The sequence below is a fragment of the Mixta mediterraneensis genome, from assembly GCF_014946725.1.
Lineage (GTDB): Bacteria > Pseudomonadota > Gammaproteobacteria > Enterobacterales > Enterobacteriaceae > Pantoea > Pantoea mediterraneensis.
In genome coordinates this window covers 260,739-273,613 of sequence record NZ_JACFXY010000005.1, presented here as the reverse complement: position 1 = coordinate 273,613, position 12,875 = coordinate 260,739, and the positions used below count along the sequence as shown (strand labels likewise).

The window sequence follows — 12,875 nt, the reverse complement described above, 5'->3', positions numbered from 1 at the left end:
GCCGGCGCGTTATGCGCTTCCCCGCTGTTGGGACGTCAGTACGACGCAGCTAACGCGGGCTGCGTGCGAGTTCTATAAGCAGGTGAGTCGCCGAGTGGTTGGCTATTCGCAGTAACTTTTTGTGAACAAACTTGGAGGTTTTCATGGCTGTCGCTGCCAACAAACGTTCGGTAATGACGCTGTTTTCTGGTCCTACTGACATTTTCAGCCACCAGGTGCGTATTGTCCTGGCGGAAAAGGGTGTCAGCGTAGAGATCGAGCAGGTCGAAATGGATAACCTGCCGCAGGATCTGATTGACCTCAACCCGTATCGCACAGTGCCGACGCTGGTAGATCGTGAGCTGACGCTTTATGAATCGCGTATCATCATGGAATATCTGGATGAGCGTTTTCCGCATCCGCCGTTAATGCCGGTTTACCCGGTTGCGCGTGGTGAAAGCCGCCTGATGATGCACCGCATTGAGCAGGACTGGTACAGCCTGATGAGAAAGGTTGAGAACAGCACGGGTCAGGAAGCTGAAGCAGCACGCAAGCAGTTGCGTGAAGAGCTGCTGGCGATTGCACCCTTGTTTGGGCGTACCCCCTTCTTTATGAGTGAAGAATTTAGCCTGGTTGACTGCTATTTGGCTCCGCTGCTGTGGCGTTTACCATCAATGGGTATTGATCTGATTGGTTCAGGTTCGAAAGAGCTGAAAGGCTATATGAATCGCGTATTTGAGCGTGACTCATTCCTTGCTTCACTGACCGAAGCCGAACGTGAAATGCGCCTGCACGCCCGGGGCTAACGTATGGAAATGTCGCAACTCACTGCTCGTCGTCCCTATTTGCTACGCGCTTTCTATGACTGGTTGCTCGACAATCAGTTAACGCCGCATTTGGTGGTTGATATTAATTTGCCTGGCGTTCAGGTACCGCTTGAGTACGCGCGAGATGGACAGATTGTTCTCAACATCGCGCCACGCGCGGTCGGCAATCTGAATTTATCCAACGATCAGGTGTCATTCAACGCACGTTTTGGTGGCGTTACGCGTCAGGTAAACGTGCCGATGGCAGCGATTCTGGCAATTTATGCGCGTGAAAACGGCGCTGGCACCATGTTCGAACCTGAACCTGCTTATGAACTTTCCAGCCAGAAAGATTCAGCAGAACAGGAAGAGACTGTCATGTCCGTTATTGATGGCGATCGTCCTGACGATGCCAGCGATGATGAAACGCCGCCTGATGATGATCCACCGCCGCGTGGTGGGCGACCTTCACTGCGGGTAGTGAAATAAGCTAAAAAATAACATGGAATGCCTATCAATTATTGATGGGCATTTTTTTGTGCCTGTTGTGAATGAAATGCATTACAACAAAAAATCCGGGAACTCGCGTTACCCGGATTTTTGTACTGATTAACAGCGCTAGCGATTAATAAACGTCACGCAGGTAGCGCTTCTCTTTTTTCAGCTGATCGATGTAATCCGCAGCGCGCTCGCTTGAAAGGCCGCCATACTGACGAACCACTTCATACAACGCATTATCGACGTCCTTCGCCATACGTGACGCATCGCCACATACATAAAAATATGCCCCTTCCTGCAGCCAGGCATAGAGTTCTGCACCTTGCTCCAGCATGCGGCTCTGCACGTAGATTTTCTTATCCTGATCGCGTGAAAATGCCAGATCAAGGCGGGTCAGCAGGCCGCTTTGCTGCCATTCAGTCAGCTCTTCACGGTAAACAAAGTCGTGCTCCTGGTGCTGATCGCCGAAGAATAACCAGTTTTTACCCGCCGCACCTGTTACCTGGCGCTCTTGCAGGAAAGCACGGAATGGCGCGATACCCGTACCCGGTCCAACCATGATCAGCGGCGCATCTGCATTTTGCGGCACGCGGAAGGCTTTATTAGGCGAAATGAAGATGGCCGGCTTTTCACCGCGACGCACACGTTCGGCCAGATAGGTCGAACAGACACCGCTGCGGTTACGCCCACCGCTGTGATAACGCACAGAGGCTATCGTCAAATGCACCTGATTTGGATGTGCTTTCGAGCTGGAAGAGATGGAGTAAGCGCGATGCTGCAATGGACGCAGCAGAGCAACAAACTCAGGCACCGACAGCGAACGCGTCAGCTCAAGTTGCAGAAGATCCAGCGTGTCCTTGCCCCACAACCAAACGCTCAGTGCATCTTTATCGTCATGCTGTAAAACGTGACGCAATTCCTGATTAGTGGTGTTTTGACCTACCCACTCAATCAGCTTGCGTGACGGTTCTGAAATTTCAAACTGATAGGTCAGCAGATCGCCCAAATTTCTGTCGAAACCTGGAACCGGTGTCTGATAATCCGCATTTAACTGCGTCAGCAGCAGGCTAACCAGCGAAGGATCGTTGACAGGAATAATGCCCAGCGCATCGCCCGCTTCGTATTTGAGGCCGCTATCGGTCAAATCAAATTCAAAGTGACGAATGTCTTTCGCGGACTGCTCACCCGACAGGCGCTTATTGGTCACCAGCGCGGCAGCATAAGGATTGGATTTATTGCTGCCGGGGATTACCGGGGCTTCTGGTGCGCTTTCCAGCACGGTGCCGCTGCTACCAGCGCTTGCTGCAAACTGCGGCATTGAGTTATTCAGCCATTCGCTAGAGGGCTCTTCATAATCGATGTCGCAATCAATACGCTCAACCACACGCTTCGCACCCAGCTGCTCCAGACGCATATCAATAAATTTACCGGCCTGGCAAAACCCATCGTAGCCGGTATCACCAATGGCTAACACGGCGAAGTGCATCTCTTCCAGACGTGGCGCGGTGCTGGCAGAGATAGCATTCCAGAACAGCTGCGCGTTGTCTGGCATCTCACCTTCACCATAGGTCGAGGTGACGATCAGCACATGGCGCATTGTGGCGAACACTTCCAGATCGACTTCACCCAGCGCCTGAACGACCGGCACCAGCCCTTTAGCACGGGCTGATTTAGCCGCAGTTTGTGCCAGCGCTTCTGCGTTGCCGGTTTGGGAACCGTACAGAATATGCAGCTGGGTTGTGGCGGCTGTGCCAGTACCGGCCGCGACCTGCTGCTTGTCTTCTAACACTAACAGACGGGAGTGGAGACCGGCGAGAAATCCCGCCAGCCAATATTTCTGATCACCATTAAACGGCGCATCTTCAGGAATGTAAGGAATTTTCATGGGTGCTTTTACTCAATCCCGTTTTATCCGTCATAGTTCGCGCTGCAGGTAGGTCAGGAGCCTGTCTACCCCAGGCGCAGCGTCACTCTGTGCCTGGGGAATTCGCGGGGCTACCGCCGTCCTGCAACCCGAATTATTCAGGGTAATTATTAATGTTCATATTCGTGTGTGTTGCTTTCAAGACAATTTGCCGACAGCAGCCGCGATTTCTGGCAAGGCAGCACGTGCGAACAGCTCTTCAAAATCAGGAAGATGGCCCAGAACTTCACGGTTACAGGCATCCTGATACATGATCCAGCCATACGTTGCCAGGCTGTCCATTGAGCGAATGTTACGTTGCTTCAGCGCCGCTTTATAATCCGTCATGCGCTTGGTGCCAATCAGGCTGGCCAGTTCGTCATCGCTATAGCTCTCAATTGCGGAGCGGGCATGACGCTGCAATTTGCTGATCAGCGAAAAGTCCTCGGTCATCAGCAGATTACGTACCGCTTTTTCCACCGCCGGATCTTCCACAGCTGTGCCTTTCGGTAATTTACCCAGCGCCAGCTGCTGGGCAAAGCTCAGCACGGTATAGTTGTTTAGCAGCACGAACATTTCCAGCGTGTCGGTTGCGCCATAAGCCGGTACTGCGCCATCAGCAATCGTTTTACCATCACGCCAGGCTGATTTGAACTTCGCAACCTGATGCCCGGCCAGTGCCGTTGATAGCTCTTCCAGCAAATCTTTGCGTGATTTTGCTTTCAGGATCTCGCCACCGTCTTGATACAGCAGCAGTGAACGCGGCATTACGTAGATGAAATGCTGGCATTCCGTTTCCCAGTTTTCAAGCAGCCAGGCTGCACGCGGCGAGTGGGTTGCTTCCAGATGCCAGTTCAGCATCGTCAGCACCGCTTGCTTGTGCGTTTGCGCCATTTCGTCCTGTGCGGCAATAGAACCGAACAGCACCGAATCACCGGCAGCGTAGCTGGCAAGCGATCCATAAGGATCGTACTGATAGGCGAAGCCGCCGCTCATACCATTACCGAAGCCTTTACCGAAGGTGCCAAGGTTGAGGATGGCACCGTTAGTCATGTCCTCGCAGCAGAAATCCCCCACGCCTTCGACTACCGCCGTTGCGCCTGAGTTACGTACGGCGAAACGGTCACCCGCCTGGCCCTGCACAAACAGACGTCCGCCTGTGGCGCCAAACAGTGCAAAGTTACCAATGAGCACGTTGCCATCGCTGTCCTGCGCGCCGCCGCCTGGTGACATAATGGCTAACTCGCCGCCACACTGGCCTTTACCTACGCCGTCATTACAGGTGCCGTAATGTTTCATCTGCATACCGTCGTTGCAGAAAGCGCCAAAAGACTGTCCCGCCGAGCCGGAAGTGGTGATCTTCACCGTTTCTGGTGCCAGGTAACGACGCCCACGATCATCCTGCAAGACGGCTGGCATCGCTTGCCATTGATCTGCCGTCAGCATGTGGTTCAGCATACGCTCAATATCAATCGCTAACTGCCCGCCGACACTCTTATTACGGTTGTTGAGCGTGACGTTATGGCCCAGTGCAACGTCGTTTTTGCCCTGAGTAACCAGTTCATTATTCAGCTGCTCAACCCAGGCATCGTCTAATTCGAAATCTTTTTCCAGATAAACCGGATGATCGATTTTTAGTTCTGGCACTACGGTTAACATTGCACGCAGGTCGAGTCTGCCGACTTCCAGTGGGTGATCCATCAGGTGCAGCAGATCAGAACGCCCACGCGCTTCACGCAGCGAACGCAAGCCCATGCGGGCCAGAATTTCACGCACTTCATGCGCCACGTTCATAAAATACTGCGCCAGCTGGCGCGGATCGCCATCAAACGCTTCGGCATTGGTAGTCAAACCAGCCGGGCATTTAACGTTGCAGTTTTTCGCCATCACGCATTTCAGCATCATCAGCGCGGTAGTACCGAACTCAAAGCTGTCGCCACCCAGCAGCGCCGATTTTACGACATCGCTACCGGTTTGCTGCGCGCCAGAACAGCGCAACTGAACCTTCTCGCGCAAGCCATTAGCGCACAGCGCCTGGTGCACTTCGGCAATGCCGATTTCCGCTACGCGTCCGGTATACTTCAGGCTGGTCACCGACGCTGCGCCGGTGCCGCCAGTATTACCCGCGACGTTGATCACGTCGGCGCCCGCTTTTGCTACGCCGACAGCAATCGTGCCGATGCCTTCAGAAGAAACCAGTTTAACGATGACGCGGACGCGTGCAGCTTTACAGTCGTGGATAAGCTGCGCCAAATCCTCGATAGAGTAAGTGTCATGGTGCGGCGGCGGTGAAACCAGCTCCACGCCTGGAGTGCCGCCACGTGCGGCCGCAATTTCCACAGTTACTTTCGGTGCCGGTAACTGGCCGCCTTCGCCTGGTTTCGCACCCTGACCAATTTTGATCTCCAGCTCTTCCAGCATCGGGTCGGCTAAATAGGCTGCCCATACGCCAAAACGGCCCGAAGCCAGCTGTTTAATACGTGATGCGCGAATGGTGCCGTGACGTGAATGGTGTTCGCCACCTTCACCACAGTTACTCATGCCGCCCACCATATTGGTGCCATGCGCGACTGCTTCGTGCGCTGGTGCCACCAGTGCGCCGTGACTCATCGCACCGGAAGCAAAAGTACGCGTGATTTCGCAGGCCGGCTGAACTTCGTTCAGAGGCAACGAAGGCAGGCTGGTAAAAATACGCGACAGATACTCAGCGGCTTTGCCATAAGCGACGACGTGTAAACTCTCATTTACCACCTCGGTGCTTTCAATTTCGTCATTGAAGCGGGATTTCAGTGCCTGTGCCAGTGCGGCGAGACGCTCGCTTTCTGGTTTTAAACCTTTAATGGCATCGGTCAGATGCAGCGTAAAATGATTCAGGCTGCCATCAACCGCTTCGCATACCAAACCGCGGGTAGCAAAACCATTATTGGTGAGTGAATAACGCCCCAGTTTGCGACGGAACTCAGCTTCGCTGTCAATGTGCGTCAAATCGGCCGGGAAGGCCAAAATATCGCGTAGCGCGGCCGGACGGCGTTTACGTTCTTCATACATCAGGCTGGAGAACTGACGATAATCCGCGGTAATCGCAAAGCTATTGATGACTTCATTGGGGATACGCTCAAAGCTGCTGTCTTTGAAAGAGTCGGCTTTGATACCAAATGCATTATCCAGTTTGGCCAGCGTCATCAGTCGGATAAAGTTATCCTCTTCACGCGCTTTATCAGCAAACCGGATAGGTTCTTCAGTCATATCAATAAAAGTACGAACGGCGATAGTGCCGTAAGAGTGGCCCGCCCCCTCAGCACGCTCTTTAAACAGGCCGAGTAACGGAACATCAGATTCGCCCTGAATTTTCAGCGCGCTCTGGTGCCAGTCAACGGCCATCTGCGCGATAGTTGCAAAGCCTGCACCACCAACCGGTGTTTTGATATTTGGAAAATACTTTTTCAGCACCGGATCGTCGGTGTTGAGGAAGTTCGGTTCAAAAAACTCACCGCAGCTATAGCTTTCAACGGTACACAGGCCAACTTTGCCCATGGTTTTCATCAGCGCTTTTTCAGCCGCTTTCGCATAGCGTTTAAAGGCTTTATTACCTTCTTCACCTTCACCATATTTTTCTTCGGCGCGCATCTGTACGCCAAGCGGATAAATAGCGGATGCGCCAAAGCCCAACGCGGCAGCAATATGGTGTGAAGAAATGCTCTGGCCGCTTTCTACTACCAGCGAGACATCAAGACGCAAACCTTCCTGTACCAGACGCTGATTAATGGCGGAAACCACTAGCAGCATGGGAATGGCTGCCTGGGTTGAGGAGACGTGGCGATCGGTGATCACGGCGATTCCGCCTTGGGAACGAGCGAAATCCACCACCTGCTGCGCCAAATCATCAATGGCTTTTTCCAGCGCATTGGCATTCGCGGTGCGGCTCAGTAAATCTTTGCCGGTTACGGGTTCGTACAGCATTTCGAAGCGCGCATAAGGCGCGACATTCTGCTCGCGTAGTTGCAGCATATCGAGATGGCTGAGGATCGGTGTTGGCACGATGATCTGACGCCCTTTACTGCGGCCCAGATGCGGTTTTGCCCCCAGCGCTACGCGCAGCGTCATGCCATCCACTTCACGAATTGAGTCCAGCGGCGGGTTGGTTACCTGGGCAAAGCGCTGGGAAAAATAGTGCGCTACGCCGCCTTCGTGATCAGATAAGCCGTTGATGGCGTTGCCGTAACCCATCGCGGAGATTTTCTCTGCGCCGGTTGTCAGCATGGGGTCCATCATGAATTTGAAGCTTTCCTGATTGTAGTAGTACGCCACGAAGCGTTGATAGGCTTTGAGATCGCCCCGATAGCGCAATGGTGAGCCTTGCTTCTCGGCCGGGATCACCGGTAGATCGTTCAGGCCAACGCGGGATTTAGCCAGCAGGGCAGAATAATCTTTTTCCGCCGCCAGTTTTTCCAGCGCCTGGTGCGTGGTGTAACTGCGTTTTTCGCGATGATCGAAGTAGAGCATACCGCCTGCTTCAATACGGCCACGACGCAGAACGCTTTCAGGCGGAAAGGCAATCTGACCGGCTTCCGACATCGCACCGATATATTCCGCTGTTTCAACCGAACGCAGCGGACGCAGGCCAAGGCGATCAAGGCGTGCGCCAATCACTTCACCGTTACCGAAAATCAGCGCAGCCGGGCCATCGTTCTTCTCTTCGTACAGTGAAAAGTACTCCAGCATATCGCGAACGTCTTTGGTTAAAGACGTATCGTTTTCCCAGGCTGGCGGCATCATAGAAACCACTGCGGTAATCAAATCAAGACTGTCTTCCATTAAGCGGCTGTGAATACTTTGATCGAGGCGCGAACTGTCTGACTGGCCTTTTGGGCGCACAATCTTCTTACCACGCGCCAGCGCCAGCGCCGATTCCGCAATACGGTTTTTACGGTCGGTGTTGAGCTCACCATTATGGGCCATCAGCCGGAACGGCTGCGCCATGGTGGTATGGGGATCGGTATTGGTTGAAAAACGCGTATGGAAGAATAACCCGCGTACCTGATGATCGGGATCGGTCAGGTCTTTAAAGTAAGGAATCACTTCATTGGAATTCAGACGCGCCTTAAATACCTGGGTACGGGAAGAGAGCGACAGCGGATAGAGTCCGCCAAATTCACTTTCAGTAAAGGCACGGGCTTCGATAGCCAGCAGGGCGCGGTAGATGCGTTGTTCGAAGTCATTTTGATCGACCACATCCTGCGGTGCAGAGAAAATCCACTGCACGATGGGTAACTGGAACTGCACAGCAGCCGGACGCGTCACGCTGCTGTCAAGCGGCATGTCACGTTTCATCATGATCGGCAGATTAAAGTGGGTCAGCGTCTCTTCTACCAGACGTTCTGCATTCGCGCGCAGCCTGGCATCTTTTGGTACAAAGAAATTACCCACGCCAAAGCGTCCGGCTTCCAGCGCCTGACCGGTTATCTTGCGAAAGAAATGTAATGAAAGATCGACGTTTACCCCAGCGCCGTCACCGACGCCTTCAGCCGACATGCCCCCGCGGTGAGGTACGGTACAAAGGGCGCCATGCGCCATCTGCAGGATCTCATGGGTCTGCTCGCCGTCCTTACGGGTAATGAAACCTACACCACAGCTATCACTCCCTGCTGCTGGGTCATACAAGCCATAGGAATTAGGTTTTTGAGTGGACATTGAGGGTCTCCTTAAACTGCTTTTGACATTACCTGCATTATTTCAATAACTAAGCGCCAACAGGCGCAGTTTCATATTCAGCAGCTCGCTCTGTCGAACGGGCGTTATTGCTCCGGGCAGTTCACTCCAGACAGGTTTAAAACGTCCTTAATTGAGCTGCTCTTTGATTTCCGGTCTCTTAAAGGAGATGACTTACACCATGGGGGAGTCTTCTTATTGCATAGATATGGCGAGACACTGGCCCGTCAGGAAAGCTTTCAGCGGATTTCCAACTTATCGGGAAAGGCGATACAGGTCAAATAAGATAAGTTATAGTCGTTAACCGGGCTTTTTTGAGGTTAACCATCTGTAATTTAAGGTTTTTAATGGAAAATAGGGTAGGGTTAACCGGCTGGGAAAAGGCCAATAAATGTGAACTGTCTCACTGTGGTGCAGCGTCCAAATCTCTGCACCATGCTGGTGATAAGGTCTTTATTAGCATGAAATGCTGCTGCGGCCCCTTCATGCACAGGATGTATCTGTTTTTCTTATAGCGGCATATTTGAATGAAACAGGGCGACGTTATAAGTAAAATTAATCAATGGGAATCTGCTTAAAATTACGCTTAAGATGAATGGGTATGCAAAAATAAGGATGTGCCTGTGCAACAGGACGCTGCCAGGATATTGAAAAAAATAAGAAGCTAATTTATTTGCCATTAAGCTGGCGGCCCTACAGATTATTCAGTTAGCACAATTAGTCAAGGGATTTAATGCATATGTCATAAACGTCGGCGATCAGCCGGTGTGTCGCACCAAAACAGCGCAACCCTTCCGCTATCTGCCTCAGATGCGTAAAGCCAGCGGCGGTACAACTACGCTATTATGTGCCTGTTTCTCATCCAGGGAGTCTTTATGAAACAAATTCGCCTGCTGGCACAATATTACGTTGATTTGATGGTTAAGCTCGGCCTGATTCGCTTTTCGTTGCTATTAGCCTCGGCGCTGGTCGTGCTGGCGATGATTGTACAAATGGCGGTTACCTTGGTGCTGCGCGGGCATGTAGAAAGTATCGATATGGTGCGATCGGTATTCTTTGGCCTGCTCATCACGCCGTGGGCGGTCTATTTTCTGTCGGTAGTGGTTGATCAGCTGGAAGATTCGCGTCAACGGCTGGCGCGGCTGGTAGATAAGCTGGAAGAGATGCGTACCCGCGATCTGGAGCTCAACCAGCAGATGAAAGAAACGATTTCCCAGCTGAACCAGGAGATTGCTGACCGTAAAAAAGCGGAGCTGGCCCGCGAACATGTGATGGACAAGCTACGGGAAGAAGTGGCGCGACGTGAGCAGGCGCAGATCGAACTGGAGCAGCAATCCTCCTTTTTACGATCCTTTCTTGATGCTTCGCCCGATCTGGTTTTCTACCGCAACATTGATAAGCAATTTTCTGGCTGTAACCGCGCAATGGAGTTACTGACCGGAAAAAGCGAGAAGCAGCTGATTGGACTGACGCCGCGCGATATTTATGACGACGATGCGGCGACAAAAGTCCTGGAAACGGATGAAAAAGTGTTTCGCCATAATGTCGCGCTGACTTATGAGCAGTGGCTGCAATATCCAGATGGGCGTAAAGCCTGCTTTGAAATTCGTAAAGTGCCGTATTACGATCGCGTAGGTAAACGCAGCGGGCTGATGGGGTTTGGCCGTGATATAACCGAGCGTAAGCGCTATCAGGACGCGTTAGAGAATGCCAGCCGGGAGAAAACCGTTTTTATCTCTACCATCACCCATGAGCTGCGTACGCCGCTTAACGGCATTGTCGGTTTGAGTCGTATCCTGCTGGACACCGATCTCAACCAGGAGCAGCTTAAATACCTCAAAACCATCCACGTTTCGGCTATTACGCTCGGCAATATTTTTAATGACGTGATTGAAGTCGATAAAATCGAGCGTCGTAAAGTACAACTCGATAACCAGCCGGTTGATTTCACCAGCTTCCTTGCCGATTTAGAAAATCTTTCTGGCCTGCTGGCACAGCCGAAAGGGCTGAAATTTGTTATGGCTCCGCAGTTGCCACTGCCGCATAAGATCGCTACCGATGGTACCCGGCTGCGTCAAATCCTGTGGAATTTGATTGGGAATGCGGTGAAGTTCACGCAACAGGGTGAAATTGTCGTGCGCGTCGCGTATGAACAGGATGAAACGCTGCGCTTTGAGGTACAGGATTCTGGCTTAGGCATCCGTCAGGAGGAGCAGGACAAAATTTTCGCCATGTACTATCAGGTGAAAGATCAGCACGGCGGCAAACCCGCAACCGGCACCGGCATAGGGCTTGCGGTGTCGCGTCGACTGGCGCAGGCAATGGGCGGCGACATCAGCGTGGATAGCGCGCCGGGGCAAGGATCTTGCTTTACTGTCGTGATCAAAGCACCTCGGGTTGCCGAAGAAGTTGAAGATGACGGTATCGATGATCCTATGCCGCTACCCGCGTTGCACGTGCTGCTGGTAGAGGATATTGAGCTGAACGTGATTGTCGCGCGTTCGGTGCTTGAAAAGCTTGGCTGTAGCGTTGAGGTCGCCATGACCGGCGGCGAGGCGCTGGCGATGTTTGATCCGCTGGAGTTTGATTTAGTTCTGCTGGACATCCAGCTGCCCGATATGACGGGGCTGGATGTTTCTCGTGCGATTCATCAGCAGTACCAAAACGGGCCATTGCCGCCACTGGTCGCGCTGACCGCCAACGTGCTGAAAGATAAGAAAGAGTATCTGGACGCCGGAATGGATGAGGTGTTGAGCAAACCGCTGGCCGTTCCGGCTTTAACGGCGATTATTAAGAAATTCTGGGATGACCAGGACGAGGCTGATGAAGGAGAAAGCGCGCCGGTGGAAGATAAAACCCACACGCTGCTTGATGTGCCGATGCTCGAACAATACCTCGAACTGGTTGGCCCTGGCCTGATTACCCAAAGTCTGTCTATGTTTGAGCAGATGATGCCAGGGTATCTGGATGTGCTGGATTCTAATCTGATGGCACGTGACCAGAAAGGCATTGCCGAAGAGGGACATAAAATTAAAGGCGCGGCGGGATCGGTAGGGCTACAACATCTGCAGATGCTGGCGAAACAAATTCAAAGCCCCGAGTTGCCAGCTTGGTGGGATAAGGTAACGGAATGGATTGACGAGTTGAAGCACGAATGGCGTCACGAGGTACAGGTATTACGCGAATGGGTTGCTGAAAAGGAAAAGCCCTAAAAAAATGACCCCAGCCGAGGCCGGGGTGCGCGAATACTGCGCCAACACCAGGGAAAAAAGCGCTGTTGCTATACTTAGAGGATTTGAGCGCAACAGCGTGGTATTGGTTAACACTGAAATCAGTTTAGCAAATTCATCGTAGTTTGTGACAAGATTCATTAAAATGTGTGATGTTGAGCAGCGTTTAAATACAGAAAACATTAATTTGGCAACACAGTCAAGTAAGGAATTAATTTACGCGTTGTATTGCGCTAATTTTGATCATTCGCTGGCTTTTTTGCTCGCTTTTACATCACCGAATCATGTTAAACGAAATGCCCATGCACCAAATGGATAACAATCCTGTAAAAAGGGCGATTTCTGTCGTTAACAGGTTGATAAGTAAAGCCCAGTGCTGAATCGTTTAGTGTTTATCCAAAACTTTTTGGAAAGCTGGCGGAGAAATTTCCAGTTAACAGTTATGGCAATTAATTTTCTGATGAATTCCGGTTAAAATTTGAACGTATTTTGCTGTTTAGTAGATGGTAAAGGGCCAGAATTTTCTCGATAATCGTAATTTTTTGATCAGGCAAAGAAGAATATAGAACAAGGAATGCGATTATAGTTAAATAACACTAAACTTTCTCAGGCGCGTATATCATAAATCGTTAAGTATTTACTTAAAAATTAGCTAAATACGACAACGTGATGGAACCGATTCCTTTTTAACGGAAGTGCTTGAAGTGATTCGATCTGTTTCAGTGAAATTCCCGCTTTTTGTCGTGATTC

Annotated in this window: 5 protein-coding genes; 3 read left to right on the top strand and 2 right to left on the bottom strand. The window is 51.6% G+C overall.

Annotated features, from left to right (window positions below):
- The first annotated feature begins 143 nt into the window (after positions 1 to 143).
- Together sspA and sspB are read left to right on the top strand one after the other, a co-directional pair.
- A complete protein-coding gene (gene sspA / locus H2P46_RS11735) occupies positions 144 to 785 on the top strand; it encodes a stringent starvation protein SspA (protein WP_193405226.1) in 642 nt (213 codons plus the stop codon).
- Between the two features lie 3 nt (positions 786 to 788).
- Complete coding sequence (sspB, locus tag H2P46_RS11730; RefSeq protein ID WP_193405225.1) at positions 789 to 1,274, top strand: ClpXP protease specificity-enhancing factor; 486 nt, start codon at positions 789 to 791, stop codon at positions 1,272 to 1,274.
- Between the two features lie 136 nt (positions 1,275 to 1,410).
- Here sspB and H2P46_RS11725 read toward each other — a convergent pair whose 3' ends face one another.
- Both H2P46_RS11725 and H2P46_RS11720 read right to left on the bottom strand, forming a co-directional pair.
- A complete protein-coding gene (locus tag H2P46_RS11725) occupies positions 1,411 to 3,168 on the bottom strand; it encodes a sulfite reductase subunit alpha (protein ID WP_193405224.1) in 1,758 nt (585 codons plus the stop codon).
- A gap of 177 nt (positions 3,169 to 3,345) precedes the next feature.
- Positions 3,346 to 8,877 carry a glutamate synthase-related protein gene (locus H2P46_RS11720; RefSeq protein ID WP_193405223.1) on the bottom strand — a complete coding sequence of 1,844 codons (5,532 nt, stop codon included), beginning with the start codon at positions 8,875 to 8,877 and terminating at the stop codon, positions 3,346 to 3,348.
- 893 nt (positions 8,878 to 9,770) lie between these two features.
- Between H2P46_RS11720 and arcB the strand changes: the two genes are divergently transcribed.
- Entirely contained in the window at positions 9,771 to 12,107 is a 2,337-nt protein-coding gene (gene arcB / locus H2P46_RS11715) for an aerobic respiration two-component sensor histidine kinase ArcB (RefSeq protein WP_193405222.1), read from the top strand.
- Positions 12,108 to 12,875 lie beyond the last annotated feature (768 nt).